This is a genomic window from Pseudomonas sp. AC229 (assembly GCF_979254655.1).
The window spans coordinates 1-14,478 of the sequence record NZ_CEEDHK010000004.1 but is presented as its reverse complement, the minus strand read 5'-3'; the positions used below and the strand labels follow the sequence as shown (position 1 = coordinate 14,478).

Genomic DNA, 14,478 nt, shown 5'->3' with positions numbered 1-14,478 from the left:
CTCATCGTCCTTGTTAGGCGCTGGCGCACAGCTCGGCCAGCACACGCAGGCGGCGCTTGGGCTCGGCGACGTAGGGGTTTTTCAGGTCCCAGGCGTAGCCGGCCAGAATCGAGCAGATCATGCCGCGAATTTCCGGGGCGGCGGCGGGGTGGTAGATCACGTTCTGGAAGCTTTCGTCGTACCAGCCTTCCACGTAGGCGCGGAACGCATCCACGCCACGTTTCAGCGGCGCGGCGAACTCGCTTTGCCAGTCCACCGTTTCACCGTTCAACTGACGGTTGAGCAAGCCGGCCGCCATGCTCGCCGAACGCATGGCGATGGTGACGCCGGAGGAGAACACCGGGTCGAGAAATTCCGCCGCGTTGCCCAGCAGCGCAAAGCCTGGGCCGTGCAGAGTCTTAACGTTGGCCGAGTAGCCGCCGAGGCTGCGCACCGGGGTGTCCCACTGGGCGTTTTTAATCAGGTTGCCCAGGCTTGGGGTTTCCTTGATAAAGCTGCGCAGCGCCGCTTCCATATCCTCTGGGCGACCCTCGTAGCGCTCGCTGGACGCCACCACGCCCAGGGAGCAGCGGCCGTTGCTGAACGGGATCAGCCAGAACCACACATCACGCATGGTGGGGTGCGTGGTGACGAGGATTTTTTCGCGGTCAAAAGTGGTGTCTTCGATGCGGTCTTCGATGTGGGTAAACAAGGCCTGGCGCACCGGGAAGGCCGATGGCGCTTCCAGGTCGAGCAAGCGCGGCAGCACGCGACCGTAACCGCTGGCGTCGAGCACGAAGTCGGCTTGCACGCGGTACTCGCTGCCGTCCAGACGGCGCACGGTGGCAATCGGCTTGGCGGAGAAGTCGGTGGCGATGATCTCTTCTTCGTAACGGATTTCCACGCCTTGCAACTCGGCCTGGTCGGCCAGCAGCTTGTCGAACGTGGCGCGCTGCACCTGGAAGGTCCAGCCCTTGCCGTCGGTGAATTTTTCGCGGAAATCGAAATGCGTGCGGCGCTCGCCCCAGGCAAACGCGGCGCCATTCTTGCGCTGGAAGCCAGCGGCTTCGACGGCTTCAAGCATGCCGGCTTCTTCGACGAAATCCAGGCAGTGCGCCAGCAGGCTTTCGCCGATGGAGAAGCGCGGGAACTGCTGACGCTCGATGATCAGCACGTCATGCCCGTTGCGTTTCAGCAGGGCCGCGGCGATAGCGCCAGACGGGCCTGCGCCGATGACCAGTACGCGGCGCTGTTCCAATTCAAGCGACACCATGGGGACTCCTTGTGGCGGACTGTTGCGAAGAAAGACGGGATTTGCCCACGCCCAACAGGGCGGGCAGCAAGGTCGAAAACAGGCTCATCAGCAGCAGGCTGAAATAGGTCAGGGCGTCGATCAGGTGCAGTTGTAGCAGCAGATTGAGAAACACCACTTCGGTCAGGCCGCGAATATTCAGCAGCACACTTTCCGACCATTTCAGCCCGTGGCTGGCGCCGGGCATGGCCCAGTGCAAACCGAGCCAACTGCCGAGCAATTTGCTCACCACTGGCAGCGCCAGCAGCGCGCCAAGGTGCAGCCAGGAATAGCTGGCGCCGATGCCGTGGAAATCTACCCGCAGCACGCCGCAGGTCAGAATCAGCGGAATGGCCAGGCCGTTGAGCAGCCACTTCCACTGCGCGGCGGGCAGTGGCAGGGCGAAGGGCTGTTTCAGCCAGGCCAGGCAGAGCATGTAGCCGATGCCAAACACCAGCGCGTTCAGTTTGAGCTGCTGAAACACCAGCATCAGGGCGAAGAACGGCAGGCTGTAAAACAGCGCATGGCGTAGGCCCAACACCTTGTTCAACAGCAGCGGCAGACCGGCGGCCACTAGCGGCAGAAGCAAGGTCTGCGGGTCGGCGCTGCCCTGGGCCAGACCGAACAGGCTCCAGCACATCAGGTCCATCAGAATCGCCGCGTGCAGCAGACGTTTGATGCCGTCGGGCGGGTAGCCGATGTTTTGCAAATACAGAAACAACACCGGAATCGCGGTGATGGAAAACAGCAAGCCAATGCCCACCGCGCTCAGCCAGCCGCTTGTGTCCGGCAGCAGCCACAGCGCGGCGGCGATGCCGGCCAGCAGTGGCACGGCGAAACTGGGCAGGGCGATTTTCAGGCTGGCGCTGCTGACGTGAAGGTCCACCACATCGCTGAGGATGTAACCCAACAGCAGGGCGAAACTCAGGTTGTACAGCAGGCTCAGCCAGGTCGGCGCCAGCAGGTCCTTGGCGCTGAGTTGCCAGTGCGGTTCTACCCAGGCCAAGAGCAGCAACGGAATCGCCAGGCTGGCGACCAGCAATTGACCGACGATGGGCATCAGCCGTTGGCGCCCCAGCAGCGCGACGCCGCCGAACAAGGCCAAGGCCAGTAGCCAGAACAGCATCACCATCATGACGCCAGCTCCTTGTGCGCGGGGCTGGGCGGTTCACCGGCCCAGGGCGAGAGCAAAAAGCTGAAGGCCAAGCCGATGGTGATGGTCAGGCCGAAGTTGCTCACCGCTGGCGTGCTCGACACGGCCAGCAGGCCGAACGACAGCCAGGTGGTCAGCGCCGACATCAAGGTGCCCAACAAACTGGTGGCTTCGCCGCCGACCCGCTCGCGCATGATGATGGCGTAATCCACGCCAATGGCCGTTACCAACAGCAGGCCGAACAGGCTGAACAAGGTCAGCGGCTGCCCCAGCCAGCCCAGGCTCGCCAAGCTGGCCAGTGCCGCCAGCAGCGACACCGCCAGCACCCGCGCCGCGCCGCGCGGCCCGAACGGCAGGCAGAGCAGGGCGAAGATCAGCAGGCACGAGGCCAATTTCAGTTCCGCTGCGCTGATTTGCGTGGCGGCGAACAGACGATTGAGCTGGCCCAGGCGGTCGATCAGTTTCACCCCCGGCAAACCGCCGGCTTGGGCAACCAGCAGGTCGGCGTTGCTCAAGCCTTGCAAGCTCACCAAGCCAGCCACTTCGCCATCGCCGGTCGGCCCCAGCCACAGCGTGCGCCACGGCTCGCCAAGTGTGCCGGCCAAGGCTTGTTCAATGCTGCGGTTGGGCAGGGCTTGCAGTTGCCGCACTTCGGCTTCGACCTGCTGCGGCGTAACGCCAAGCGCTTGCAAGGCCGCGCTGTTGGCCGGCACGGCGCTGAGCGAGGCGCGCAGGCTGTTTTGCTCCGAGGCCGGCGCCACCAATTGGCTGAGGGCCATGTAGCTTTTCAGTTTGCCGTCAGCAATCAGCACGTCGAGGCGCTGGCCAAGCACCTTTTGGCGTTGCAGCAGTTGTTCTTCGTCTTTGCCGCGTACCAGATAGAACTGGCTGGTGGGCTGAAAGCCAATGATCTTGCTGATTGCCTGCGACTGTTCCAGCAGCTGCGGTGGCGTGCTCGCCCATTGGCGCAGATCGTCCTTGTGCTGCAGTTGCAGCACACCGCCGACGCAAAACAGCACGAAGATCAGCAGCAGCCACGGCGTGCCGATACGCGACAGCAAGCGCCGACGCCAAGCCAGCAAACGGGTGGCCAGGCCATACGGTTTGGCCCATGGCACGATCGGCCCTTTGCCGAGCAAGGTCGGCAGCAAGCACACCGCACACAGGTAAGAACCCAGCAGGCCGGCCGAGGAAAAAATGGCCACCTGGCTCAAGGCCGGGAATGGCGTAAACGCCAGCGCCAGGTAGCCAATCACGTTGGTGGCCAGGCCCAGGGTCAGGCCGAGGAACGTGGCGCGTAACGCTTGCCAGCTGTTCCACGGTTGCAGCGTCCAGCTTTTGGACAGCAAGTGCAGCGGGTAGTCGATGGCGACGCCAATCAGACTGGCACCGAGCACCAGCGTCAGGACGTGAATTTGCCCGAACACGGCAACGCATGCGGTAAGACCGGCGAGCACGCCGACGGCGGCGGGCAGCAGCGCCACCAGCACGCGCAAGCGGCGGAAGGCGACCAGGATCAGCAGCAAGGCGCCAATGCTCGACACGCTGCCCATAAAGCTGATTTCGCGGGTGGCCTGACGCTGGCCGTGGGCCGAGTACAGCAGGCCGCTGGTGGCCAGCAGCTCGCCGCCTTGCGCTTGAACCTCGGCGCGGGCGCTGGCTACCAGGGTTTCTACGGCCAACGGCAGGTTGCCATCGAAGGCATCGCCACGGGTGCGCGCGCGCAGCAGCGCCCAGGTTTTGCCGTCACTTTCGGCCAGCAGTGCGCCGCTCAGGTCGACTTGCACGTTGTGGGCACGCGGCAGCTTTTTCTCGATCAGGGCGCCAAGGCCCAGCCAATCCTGCTCGGTGGCGATCAGCCCCTGGCTGCGGAAGGGGTCGAATAAATCCTGCACGCGGCGTTCGACGAAGGCGCGGGGGTCTTGCTGGAGCAGTTGCCGGTCTTCATTGCCAAGCAACGCCAGGCGGTTGTCGAGCACTTGCTGGCGCACCTGGGCGAGGTCGTAGCTGACGTCCCACTGCACTTTTTCGAAGAGCTTCTCCTGCTGCCATTGCTGGCCAATGGCGGCCGCCTGGCTAAGGGCTTTCTGCCGGTCGGCGAAGCTGATCAGCACCACCAGCTCGCGGTTCAGCGGTTCCTGAACGATTTTTTCCGCGCGCTGTTCCAGCAGGTCCAGCGTGTCGCTGGGCACCAGTTCCAGCAGATTCGCGGAAATCGGCGCACCGCCGCGCCACTGCCAGGCGGCCACGGCCAGCAGCGCCAACAGCGCGACGGTAAAGAGCCGAGGCCCCCAGTGATCAATCCGCGAAAGCATGACGGTCCGTGTCGCTGAGTTGGCTCTCGGCGTGGCTATCGGTCAGGCGCAGCACGGTGCTGTCGCCCTGGGTTTCACGCAGTTCGATGCGCGCCACTTGCTCGCCGCCCTGAATCTGAATGGCGCTGAAAATTTGCTTGAGCATCAGGCTGCGCGGCGTCAGGTCGAGGGTCCAGGCGCCGGCTTCGCCGCTCAGTCGCAAGTCGAAGTCCTGGCGCAAGCCGCTGCTGTCGCCTTTGAGCACGGCCAGAAACAGACGGTTCTGCTGGGCGCTGGCGCTTTGCTGTGCCACGGGCTGCCAACCTTGTGGCGTGCGTTTGGCGATGCCGCTGCCGTCGATGCGGTATTCCTGTTGCAGCGGCGTTTGCAATTGCCAGAGCAAACCGAGGTCTTTGCTCAGCACAAACTGGCCCGTGCTGGTCAACGGCTTGGGCAACGCGCGCAGGTGTTTTTCCTGCACGAACGGGCCGCGCACCACGGCCGGTTTGGCCAGTTGCGCGGCCAGTTGGTCGAGGTCGAAGGCGTGGGCCAGCGGCGCCAGCGCCACGCTCAGCAGCAGGGCAAGGAAGCGCTTCATGGGATGGCGCGCTCGACGGCCTGAACGAACACGGCAGGCGAGGCCAGCTGCATTTCCAGGCTGGCGATTTCCACCGCCACTTGCACGCTGCTGGCGCGGGTCATGCGCTCGCCGGTGGCGGCGTCGCTGATCAGGTAATTGATCTTCAGGCGGCTCTCCCACTCCACCAGATCGGCGCGCACGGTCAGGCGCTGACCGAACTTGGCGCCGCGCATGTAGCGCAGTTGCAGGTCGATGATGGGCCAGGCGTACCCGGCCTCGCGCATGTTGGCGTAGTTGTGGCCGATCTTGTCTAGCAGTGCGCAGCGCGCCACTTCCAGGTACTTGACGTAGTGGCCGTGCCAGACAATTTCCATCATGTCGACGTCGAAGAACGGCACCACGACCTCGATTTCGGTTTGAATCACGCCATGGCTACGCATACAGGCTCCAATGGCGGCTGCGGATGCGCGTCAGGCACAGGCGCAGTTCGCGCTCAAGGGCGCGGTCTTCGATTACCGGCGGGAAGTCTTCGGCCAATTGCTGGTGCATGGCGGCGAGCGACGGTGGCAGCGGCCGAGCGTCTTGCTCGTGGCCACGCAGCCACACGCCCTGGTTGGCGGCGATCAGGGTGGCGGCGGCCACTTGCTCGGTCAGCTCCAGGCTGCGCAGGGCGTCGCGTGCGGCGATGGTGCCCATGCTGACTTTGTCTTGGTTATGGCATTCGGTGGAGCGCGAGAACACGCTGGCCGGCATGCTGTTTTTCAGCGCCTCGGCGGTCCAGGCGCTGGCGCCGATCTGCACGGCTTTGAAGCCGTGGTTGATCATCGCCGTGTGTGCCGGCGCGCCGGACAAGTTACTGGGCAGGCCGTGGTTGTAACGGGTGTCGACCAGCAGCGCGAGCTGGCGGTCGAGCAGGTCGGCGACGTTGGCCACCAGGTTTTTCAGACCGTCCATGGCAAAGGCGATGTGCCCGCCATAGAAGTGCCCGCCGTGCAGCACGCGCTCGGCCTCGGCGTCGATGATCGGGTTGTCATTGGCGCTGTTCAGTTCAATTTCAATGAACTGGCGCAACCAGCCCAGGCTGTCGGCCAACACGCCGAGCACATGGGGCGCGCAGCGCAGGGAGTAGCGGTCTTGCAGACGATGCAGCGGTGCGGTCGGGGCGTCGATGGCCAGGTCTTTGCGCAGCCAGGCGGCGACTTGCGTTTGCCCCGGGTGCGGCTTGGCGGCAAACAGGCGCTCGTCGAAGTGTTCCGGGTTGCCTTGCAGCGCCACCACGTTGAGGGCGGTGATGCGCGTGGCCAGTTGCAGCAGATAGTCGGCGCGCGAATAGGCCAGGCAGGCGAGGCCGGTCATCACGGCAGTGCCGTTCATTAACGCCAGGGCTTCTTTGGGGCGCAGGGTCAGCGGCTGCCAGTCGAGCTCGGCATGCACCTCGGCGGCGCTGCGCACTTCACCGCGGAACAACACGTCGCGCTCGCCGGTGAGGGTCGCGGCTACGTAGGAAAGCGGCGTCAGGTCCCCGCTGGCGCCCACCGAGCCTTCTTCCGGAATCAGCGGCAGTACGTCGTGATCAAGGAAGGCCTGCAGGCGTTCCAGCAATTCGATGCGCACGCCGGACACGCCCTGGCACAGCGACTGCAACCGCGCCGCCAGCACCGCGCGGGTGGCGACCGGGTCGAGCAATTTGCCCAGGCCGCAGCCGTGGAAGGTGAACAGGTGTTGCGGCAAGGCCTCAACGTGCTCCAGTGGCACCGCCACCACGCAAGAGTCGCCGTAGCCGGTGGTTACGCCGTAGATCACCCCTTCTTTGTCGAGCAACGAGTCGAGAAATTGCGCGCCTTTGGCGATGCGCTGGCGGAATTCGCTGTCGCTTTGCAGGGCGGTGGGGCTGCGTTGTTCGGCCAGGTTGACCACCTGCTCAATGCTCAGCGGTTGGGCGCCGAACACCACGGTGGGGGCGTGTGTGCTAGTCATGGGCTATCCAGAAGGGGAAGAAGTTGAACCATTGCTGCGGCGCTTGCAGGCAGTAGTGCGCGAGCCGCTCGGCATACGCTTGGGCGTGCCGCTCGATCACCTGCTCGCGGTCGCTGCGGCGCCATTCAATGCGCTCAGCGAACGGTTCGAGGGTGACCTGATAACGGCCGTTGAGTTTTAGACAGAACAGCAAATTGATCGGGCATTGCAGCAAGCCCGCCAGCAGCCACGGACCTTGCGGCAGCTCGGCCGGGTGGCCGAGGAAATTCACCCGCGCGCGGCGCCCGCCATGCAGCGGCACGCGGTCGCCGGCAATCGCCAACCACTCGCCGCGCTCCAGGCGCTGGCTGAGTTGCAGCATGATCGCGGCGTCCAGCTCGCTGACCTGAATCAGGCGCAAATGGGTGGCGCCGGCCTGGTTGAGCAAACGGTTGAATTGCTCGGCGTGCTTGGTGTGCACCAGTACATTCATTTGCACCTTTTCGCCCAGCTCGGCCAGGGCGCGACAGACTTCGAGGTTGCCCAGGTGGGCGCCCACCAGCATTTGCCCGCGCTGGTCGCGGTGCAGCTTGCCGCGCACATCGGTGTTGTCGATCAGGGTGACTTGCTCCAGGCCCAGGCGCCCGCTCCAGACGTCGAGCTTGTCGAGCAAGGTGTCGGCGAAGGCCATGAATTGGTTGAACACCGAGCGCCGCGTGGGTCGCAGTTCGGGGCGCCCGCTCCAGTCGGCCAGCCGTTGCTGATACTCCTGCACGCTGTGCCGCGCGCTGCGCCCGGCCAGGTAGAAATACAGCACGATCACATGCAGCAACGGGCTGAGCACGCGGCGCCCCAGGTTGCGCGCCAGCCAGGCGGTGAACGCCATCAGCAGGTAACTGCCGCGCTCGTTGTGCCGTGCCCAGTGGCCGTTTTTCATCGCAACCACCGGCGAGCCAGAATCGCTGGCGAACGCCAGAGCATGCCGAAAAACAGGATGGCGTGCATTTTCGAGATCAGCACGTTGTCGAGCAGCACGCGGAAATGCGAGAGGCCGTCTTGCGGGTATTGCACCTTGACGGGCAGCCAGATCATGGCCTGGTTACGCCAGCTCAGGCGCACCAGCACTTCGGTGTCGAAGTCCATGCGCTTGCCCATCTTCACCGAGTTGATCAGCGCCAGCGTGGGGGCCAGCGGGTACACGCGAAAGCCGCACATGGAGTCGCGAATCTGCAGCGACAGGCTGTTGATCCACACCCACACGTGGGTGATGTAGCGCGCATACAGCCGGCCTTTTGGAACACTGTGATCGAACTGCGGGTAGCCGCAAATCAGATGGTCCGGCTGCGCCGCTGACTGCTGCAAGAACTGCGGCAGGTTGGTCAGGTCATGCTGGCCGTCGGCGTCTACTTGCAGGGCGTGGGTAAAGCCCAGCCGAGCGGCTTCGCGCAGGCCCGCCATGACGGCGCCGCCTTTGCCCTGGTTTTCCGAGAGGCGAACCAGGTGGGTGTTTTCACGCGTGGCGAGTTGATCCATCACCGCCGCGCAGGCCGGGCTCGACGCATCGTCCACCAGCACGCATGGCAGGCCGCTGGCGTGCAGCGCCTCGACCACCGCGGGCAGCGCGTGTTCGTGGTTGTACACGGGGATCACCGCGCACACGGCATGGCTGGCGGACGGCTTAGGCGTCGACACGGGCCGCCTCCAGCAAAATGCGCCCGGACGAGCACGCGGCTTCGCCATTGCGGTAGCTGAAATACAACTTGCCGCGCTCGGCATCGAAGCGCAGGTGCAACTGCAAGCGGTCGCCGGGGCGGGCCAACTGCTGGAATTTCAGCACTTCCATGCCGCAGAAGCGCGGTGGCAACACCATCAGTTGGCGCGCCAGATTCTGCGCCCAATCGACCTGCACCACGCCGGGCAAAATCGGCGTTTTCGGGAAGTGGCCGGTGAAGTGGGCGAGGTCCAACGGCACGTCCAGCTCCAGGTGCCATTCGCCATTTTCTTCTCGCTGGCTGACCACATCCGGCAGCAGCGTGCGCGGCGCGTGCAGCACTTGTTCGAGCAACGCTTGCGGCAGTTTGCCCTGGGCGTTCAACGCTATATGGCGCACCAGACGCCAGCGACGCGGCAGCGCCAGGGCGATGCAATGTGGGCTGAGGTGCTGACGCAGGCTGTCGGTGACAGCGCGGCGGCCTTGATTGCGCAACGCGTGCAAGCCGGCGTCGTTCAGCGCCACCAGCGCGCCGAGGTAGGCACGCTTGTCGTGCACCACGCCAAAACGCGCCTCGCCCACCCACGGGTGTGTGGCCAGCGCCTGTTCGAGCATGGGCAGAGAAATACGGTTTTCTTCCAGTTTGACGATGCGGTCGAGTCGGCCCAGCAGTTCGAAACGGCCGTCGGCATGCAACGTGGCGCCATCGGCGGTTTGCTCGGTGTGACCGGGCGCGAGGTAAGGCGAGCGAATGTACAGCGCGCCGTCTTCGTTAAGGCCGACCTGCACATCGGCAAACGGCTGCCACTGCGAACCGCCCTGACGCCAGGCGATGCCGCCGGTTTCCGAACTGCCGAATATTTCGGTGGGCACCTGGCCGAGCAGTTCGCCCAGCTGCGCGCCGGTTTCTGCTGGCAGCGGGCCGCCCGAGGAAAACACCCGGCGCACGCGGCTCAGCGCCTGCCAGTCGAGGTTGTCGCCCATGCGTTTGAGCAAAGCCGGGCTGGCGATCCAGGCGAAATTCGCCTGCGGCAGACTCCAGCGTTGCAAATCTTCCGGGAAGGGTTGTGGGCGACGTACAAATACGCGGCCCGCACACAGCGGCCAGAGCACGCGGAATAACAGGCCGTAAATGTGCTGCGCGGCGACGCTGCCGACGATCACCGCATCGCCCAGCTCTTCGCCCCACAGGGCTTGCAGGGCGGCGACTTCGTTGTGCATCTGGCGCAGGGTTTTGTCGATCAGCTTGGGCTCGCCGCTGGAGCCGGAGGTGCACAGGGTCAGGCCGATAAAATCGAGATCGAGCGTGGCGGCCGGCAGTGGCTCGGCGTGCAGCTCGGCCAGGCGCGTGTCACCGTCCTGGTCGCTGAGCCAGAGATCCACCCTCGGCGCCAGGCGTTCGCGGCTTTGCGCTTGCAGGTCTGCTGGCAGCAACACGCGCACGCCGGCGCGCCAGGCGCCCAGCAGGGCAATGGCCAACTCGGCGCTGTCTTCCAGATGCACCGCCACGTTGCGCACCCCCCGGGCTTGCAGGCCGGCGGCGACGCTCAACGCTTGCACGCACAGGTCGGCATGTTGCAACGCGGGCTCGATGGCGACCGGGCGTTGCAGCACGGGGCTTAGCAGGTCTTGCAGGGTTATCCATTTCATAGCTGGTATTTCATAGTCGGCATTTCATAGCTGGCACTTCATCCCTGGGCTCGCACACGTTGGCGCACCAGCCATTCACCGGCGAACAACAGGCCCATCAAAACGTAAGAAATCACGCCGGTGTAGAGCGTCCACCAGCTCAACGGCGCCCACAGCGTGAGTGCGCTGACCAATAGCGCATTGAAGACAAAGAACCCACACCACACTTTGGTCACTTGCCGGGTGTAGACGATGGCCACTTCAGGCAGCTCCGGTTCACGCAGCCGCGCCAGGCGCTCGACCATCGGCGGGCCGTATTTCAGGCTGAGGCCGAACAGCCCCAGGCCGAACAGGCTGATGAGCGCCGGATACCAGCGCAGCACCTCGTGACTGTCCGCCAGGCCCAGCAATACGCAAAAGCCCAGCGCAGCGATGGCCATGCCTCGGCTGCCCGGACGTTGCCCCTGCGTCAGGAAGCGCGCCAGCCACAAGCCGCCGAGCAGCAGGGCAAAGAAGCGCGGCGACAGGTGTTGCTGGCCGTAATACACCGCGAAGGGGTAGGCCAGGCCGGCCACCAGCAGCACCAAACCAATCAGGCGGTTCATGCCTTGTCCACGAACAACACCCTCAGGCGGCGGGCGCGTTGACCAGGCGGAACACCGCCTCGACCACGTCACCGACGGTGCGCACGGCCTTGAAGTCTTCAGCGGCGAGTTTCTTGCCGGTTTTGCGCTTGATGTGGTCGATCAGGTCGACGGCGTCGATGCTGTCGATTTCCAGGTCCTGGTACAGGTTGGCTTCCAGGGTGACGCGCTCGGGCTCAAGCTCGAACAGCTCGACCAGCGACTCGCGCAGGGTGGTGAAGATTTCGTCACGGTTTTGCATGGTCGTCTCTCTTACGCGGCTTGCTGTGCAGACACGAACACAGCAAGGCTAGCCACGTTGGCGAAGTGCTTGCGGGTGTCTTTGGCGTCGGCGTCAATCTTGAAGCCGAAGCGCTTTTGGATAGCCAGGCCCAGCTCCAGGGCGTCGACCGAATCCAGGCCCAGGCCTTCACCGAACAGCGGCATCTCGGCGTCGATATCGTCGGGGCCGATGTCTTCCAGGCCCAGGGCCTCAATGATCAGGTTTTTTATTTCAAGTTGCAGATCGCTCATCTTTGGCGAGCTCCTTAATAAAGTGTTGGTGCAGATGTTCGTTGAGTTTGCGCGAGGCGATAGGCGCCGAGCTGTGGGCAGCGAATTGCTGCGGGTCGATGTCCTCGCCCACGCGCATTTTGAAGTGGAAGCGCCGCGCCGGAATGCGGTACCAAGGCTCGGCCTTGGTCAGCGTGGTGGGCGTTACGCTGATCACCACCGGCGTCACCACCGTTGCACCGCGCAAGGCGATAGCGGCGGCGCCCCGGTGAAACTCCGGTGCCTGCCCCGGCGTGGTGCGCGTGCCTTCGGGGAATATCACCAGGGTTTGGCCTTCACGCAGCGCGCCGGAGGTTTCGTCGAGCATGTCCATGCTGCCGCTGTTGCTGATGTACTCGGCAGCACGAATGGGCCCACGCATGCTGGGGTTGTCCCACAGGCTCTGCTTGACCACGCAGTTGGCGTCGCGGATGAACGCGATGAGCACCACCACGTCGATCAGCGACGGGTGATTGGCGATGACCATTTGCCCCGGACGCCCGAGGCGCTCGATGCCTTGCACTTCAAACGTCAGCACGCCGGTGCGGTGCATGAACTCCACGAACGCGCGGAACGTCCAGCTCACGGTGGCACGGGCGCGGGTGCGGCGCGCCACGGCGTCGCCCGGCAGCAGCGACAGCAGCGGGAACACCACGATGCGCAGCAGCACGCCACCGACCCCGAACAGCGTGAAGCTCAGGGCGGTTGCGATCAGGCGCCACCAATAGGGCGCGCTGTAACGGCTCAGGCGCTGTTCTGTTGCCAGCTCCATTGTCGATTCCTCCAACGATGCTCCAAGGTGGTTGCGCCGTTATTCAAGGCGCGAACCAGGTTAAGTGCGTGCGGCCACTCTGCGGTGGCTGTATCGGCAGGTGTTGCGTGTGCTTGCGTTTTGGTACTCAGGTGCAGGTTCCAGCGCTCGCCTGGCGTCAGCAGCAGTGCGACGGCGTAGGGAAACGGAACATCACTCACCCAACCGGCATAGGCGGCGGGCGGTGTGTCTTCGGCGATCACTAGTAATACGGCGGGCGCACCATCGGCCAGTAACAACTGCGCCTCCAGCACTGCATGTTCCAGGCCATCGGCTTCGCCGGCCAGCGACGTCATTTCGCTGGTGTCGCTGCGCATGATCGACCACTGGCCGATGATGGCGTTGTGCACGGAGAGGCTGAATTGAGTGGGCGACAACGGCGCGCCGGCACTGACATCGCTGAGCAGGGCAAAGGTGCGCGGGGTTTCACCGTGACGGGAGACAAACACCAGCGGCAGCGGCGCGCCATGGGCGTCGGCCAGTGGCCAGGCGACGCTGAAGGCCATGCGCGCCAGCGGGCTGAGGCGGCGGCGCTGCATGGCCGGAAGAAAGCTGACGTCGGGCAGCGAATCGCTGGCGGCAGGCGGCTCGGACTGTTGGCTCCATGCCAGCCAGTCAGCTTCCTGCTCCAGGCCGGGGGCCCAGGCACGCCATTGTTCGATTGAGAAATGCATCGGCAGCTTTTGCGTCCATGTAAAAAAGGCGATCGCTCCTGGCTTGGCCAGGTCCATCGAACAGCCGCAGCTGTGTTCGCCGGTGGAAAAGTCGCAACCGCGCTAGCGCCATAGCAAAGTGCCGGCATTATCCCGACGTGGCGGGGCTCAAGCAAACATTGGTTACAGGTGCGGATTGCGGGCGCTATTTTGCCCATGTTGCGGAGAAATATCCGCGCCGCTGGTCACTGTTCGCGGTAGTGCCTCGCCCTGGCGGTGCGCTTTGCATAGAATCCGGGACTATTCGAGGCTCAGGACGAGGTGGGGATATGCGACGCGTAGTGTTTAACCAGAAAGGGGGCGTGGGGAAATCCAGCATCGCCTGCAACCTGGCGGCGGTGAGTGCCCAAGAGGGCTATCGCACGTTGCTTATCGACCTGGACGCTCAGGCCAACTCCACCCAGTACCTCACCGGGCTGACCGGCGAAGACATCCCCATGGGAATCGCCGATTTCTTCAAGCAAACGTTATCGACGGGGCCGTTTTCCAAGAAGGGTCAGGTAGACATCTACGAAACGCCGTTCGACAACTTGCACGTCGTGACCGCCACTCGTGAATTGGCCGACTTGCAGCCCAAGCTGGAGGCCAAACACAAGATCAACAAGCTGCGCAAATTGCTTGATGACTTGTCCGAAGACTACGACCGCATTTATCTCGATACGCCGCCCGCCCTCAATTTTTATACCGTTTCGGCGATGATCGCTGCTGATCGTGTGTTGATTCCTTTCGACTGCGACAGTTTTTCCCGCCAGGCTCTGTACAGCCTGTTGGCCGAGATTGAAGAGCTGAAGGAAGACCACAACGAGGGGTTGGAGGTTGAGGGGATTGTGGTCAACCAATTCCAGGCACGGGCGAGTTTGCCGCAGCAGTTGCTGGATGAATTGATTGCCGAGGGCTTGCCGGTGTTGCCGGTGTACCTGGCCAGCTCGGTGAAGATGCGTGAATCCCATCAGGTGTCGGTGCCGCTGATATTCCTGGAGCCCAAGCACAAGCTGACGTTGCAGTTTGTGGAGTTGCATAACTTGCTGGAGGCTGGGGTTTAGGGGCCCATTGATTATTCATTCGCGTGTTGTTCAGCCTTTAGGTATGCCGAGCGATTCTGGATCCCCGCGTTCGCGAGGATGACGGATGTTTTTGAGAGCTGTCTCTTATACACATCTCCGAGCCCACGAGACGAAGCGGCACA

General features: G+C 63.8%; 15 protein-coding genes. 1 reads left to right on the top strand and 14 read right to left on the bottom strand.

Annotation, left to right across the window (positions count from 1 at the left end; translation table 11 throughout):
* Positions 1-13: 13 nt before the first annotated feature.
* Genes AC0IW7_RS06680 through AC0IW7_RS06615 form a run of 14 tightly spaced genes read right to left on the bottom strand, consistent with a single transcriptional unit; the run spans position 14 to position 13,253 of the window.
* A complete protein-coding gene (locus AC0IW7_RS06680) occupies positions 14-1,252 on the bottom strand; it encodes an NAD(P)/FAD-dependent oxidoreductase (RefSeq protein WP_471816595.1) in 1,239 nt (412 codons plus the stop codon).
* A complete protein-coding gene (locus tag AC0IW7_RS06675; protein ID WP_471816593.1) occupies positions 1,239-2,405 on the bottom strand; it encodes a sodium:proton antiporter in 1,167 nt (388 codons plus the stop codon). The genes AC0IW7_RS06680 and AC0IW7_RS06675 overlap by 14 nt, the downstream gene beginning before the upstream one ends.
* Positions 2,402-4,738 (bottom strand): MMPL family transporter, encoded by a 2,337-nt coding sequence (locus AC0IW7_RS06670; RefSeq protein ID WP_471816591.1) that lies wholly within the window; start codon positions 4,736-4,738, stop codon positions 2,402-2,404. Before AC0IW7_RS06670 ends, AC0IW7_RS06675 begins: the two co-directional genes overlap by 4 nt.
* A complete protein-coding gene (locus AC0IW7_RS06665; protein ID WP_471816589.1) occupies positions 4,722-5,315 on the bottom strand; it encodes an outer membrane lipoprotein carrier protein LolA in 594 nt (197 codons plus the stop codon). Before AC0IW7_RS06665 ends, AC0IW7_RS06670 begins: the two co-directional genes overlap by 17 nt.
* Complete coding sequence (locus tag AC0IW7_RS06660) at positions 5,312-5,737, bottom strand: acyl-CoA thioesterase (protein WP_471816587.1); 426 nt, start codon at positions 5,735-5,737, stop codon at positions 5,312-5,314. The genes AC0IW7_RS06665 and AC0IW7_RS06660 overlap by 4 nt, the downstream gene beginning before the upstream one ends.
* Positions 5,730-7,274, bottom strand: a complete 1,545-nt coding sequence (locus tag AC0IW7_RS06655) for an HAL/PAL/TAL family ammonia-lyase (RefSeq protein WP_471816585.1) — start codon at positions 7,272-7,274, stop codon at positions 5,730-5,732. The genes AC0IW7_RS06660 and AC0IW7_RS06655 overlap by 8 nt, the downstream gene beginning before the upstream one ends.
* Positions 7,267-8,190, bottom strand: coding sequence for an LpxL/LpxP family acyltransferase (locus tag AC0IW7_RS06650; RefSeq protein ID WP_471816583.1), 924 nt, complete (start codon positions 8,188-8,190; stop codon positions 7,267-7,269). Before AC0IW7_RS06650 ends, AC0IW7_RS06655 begins: the two co-directional genes overlap by 8 nt.
* Positions 8,187-8,945 carry a glycosyltransferase family 2 protein gene (locus AC0IW7_RS06645; RefSeq protein WP_471816581.1) on the bottom strand — a complete coding sequence of 253 codons (759 nt, stop codon included), beginning with the start codon at positions 8,943-8,945 and terminating at the stop codon, positions 8,187-8,189. The genes AC0IW7_RS06650 and AC0IW7_RS06645 overlap by 4 nt, the downstream gene beginning before the upstream one ends.
* Complete coding sequence (locus AC0IW7_RS06640; protein WP_471816579.1) at positions 8,932-10,614, bottom strand: ApeI family dehydratase; 1,683 nt, start codon at positions 10,612-10,614, stop codon at positions 8,932-8,934. The genes AC0IW7_RS06645 and AC0IW7_RS06640 overlap by 14 nt, the downstream gene beginning before the upstream one ends.
* Positions 10,615-10,652: 38 nt before the next feature.
* On the bottom strand, positions 10,653-11,198 hold the full coding sequence (locus AC0IW7_RS06635) for a COG4648 family protein (protein ID WP_122491897.1): 546 nt from the start codon (positions 11,196-11,198) through the stop codon (positions 10,653-10,655).
* A gap of 22 nt (positions 11,199-11,220) precedes the next feature.
* Positions 11,221-11,478, bottom strand: coding sequence for an acyl carrier protein (locus tag AC0IW7_RS06630; protein ID WP_122451522.1), 258 nt, complete (start codon positions 11,476-11,478; stop codon positions 11,221-11,223).
* Between the two features lie 11 nt (positions 11,479-11,489).
* Positions 11,490-11,750: a phosphopantetheine-binding protein gene (locus tag AC0IW7_RS06625; protein ID WP_122451521.1), complete on the bottom strand. Its 261-nt coding sequence runs from the start codon at positions 11,748-11,750 to the stop codon at positions 11,490-11,492.
* A complete protein-coding gene (locus AC0IW7_RS06620; protein ID WP_122491896.1) occupies positions 11,731-12,540 on the bottom strand; it encodes a lysophospholipid acyltransferase family protein in 810 nt (269 codons plus the stop codon). The genes AC0IW7_RS06625 and AC0IW7_RS06620 overlap by 20 nt, the downstream gene beginning before the upstream one ends.
* Positions 12,513-13,253, bottom strand: coding sequence for a beta-ketoacyl synthase chain length factor (locus AC0IW7_RS06615; RefSeq protein ID WP_471816577.1), 741 nt, complete (start codon positions 13,251-13,253; stop codon positions 12,513-12,515). Before AC0IW7_RS06615 ends, AC0IW7_RS06620 begins: the two co-directional genes overlap by 28 nt.
* A 308-nt stretch (positions 13,254-13,561) precedes the next feature.
* Between AC0IW7_RS06615 and AC0IW7_RS06610 the strand changes: the two genes are divergently transcribed.
* Positions 13,562-14,335 (top strand): ParA family protein, encoded by a 774-nt coding sequence (locus AC0IW7_RS06610; RefSeq protein ID WP_122491895.1) that lies wholly within the window; start codon positions 13,562-13,564, stop codon positions 14,333-14,335.
* Positions 14,336-14,478: the final 143 nt, after the last annotated feature.

What these genes read in the sequence shown, in the direction of transcription:
- AC0IW7_RS06680 (WP_471816595.1), bottom strand. Translation starts at nt 1,252, where the DNA reads ATGGTGTCGCTTGAATTGGAACAGCGCCGCGTACTGGTCATCGGCGCA.
- AC0IW7_RS06675 (WP_471816593.1), bottom strand. Translation starts at nt 2,405, where the DNA reads ATGATGGTGATGCTGTTCTGGCTACTGGCCTTGGCCTTGTTCGGCGGC.
- AC0IW7_RS06670 (WP_471816591.1), bottom strand. Translation starts at nt 4,738, where the DNA reads ATGCTTTCGCGGATTGATCACTGGGGGCCTCGGCTCTTTACCGTCGCG.
- AC0IW7_RS06665 (WP_471816589.1), bottom strand. Translation starts at nt 5,315, where the DNA reads ATGAAGCGCTTCCTTGCCCTGCTGCTGAGCGTGGCGCTGGCGCCGCTG.
- AC0IW7_RS06660 (WP_471816587.1), bottom strand. Translation starts at nt 5,737, where the DNA reads ATGCGTAGCCATGGCGTGATTCAAACCGAAATCGAGGTCGTGGTGCCG.
- AC0IW7_RS06655 (WP_471816585.1), bottom strand. Translation starts at nt 7,274, where the DNA reads ATGACTAGCACACACGCCCCCACCGTGGTGTTCGGCGCCCAACCGCTG.
- AC0IW7_RS06650 (WP_471816583.1), bottom strand. Translation starts at nt 8,190, where the DNA reads ATGAAAAACGGCCACTGGGCACGGCACAACGAGCGCGGCAGTTACCTG.
- AC0IW7_RS06640 (WP_471816579.1), bottom strand. Translation starts at nt 10,614, where the DNA reads ATGAAATGGATAACCCTGCAAGACCTGCTAAGCCCCGTGCTGCAACGC.
- AC0IW7_RS06635 (WP_122491897.1), bottom strand. Translation starts at nt 11,198, where the DNA reads ATGAACCGCCTGATTGGTTTGGTGCTGCTGGTGGCCGGCCTGGCCTAC.
- AC0IW7_RS06630 (WP_122451522.1), bottom strand. Translation starts at nt 11,478, where the DNA reads ATGCAAAACCGTGACGAAATCTTCACCACCCTGCGCGAGTCGCTGGTC.
- AC0IW7_RS06625 (WP_122451521.1), bottom strand. Translation starts at nt 11,750, where the DNA reads ATGAGCGATCTGCAACTTGAAATAAAAAACCTGATCATTGAGGCCCTG.
- AC0IW7_RS06620 (WP_122491896.1), bottom strand. Translation starts at nt 12,540, where the DNA reads ATGGAGCTGGCAACAGAACAGCGCCTGAGCCGTTACAGCGCGCCCTAT.
- AC0IW7_RS06615 (WP_471816577.1), bottom strand. Translation starts at nt 13,253, where the DNA reads ATGCATTTCTCAATCGAACAATGGCGTGCCTGGGCCCCCGGCCTGGAG.
- AC0IW7_RS06610 (WP_122491895.1), top strand. Translation starts at nt 13,562, where the DNA reads ATGCGACGCGTAGTGTTTAACCAGAAAGGGGGCGTGGGGAAATCCAGC.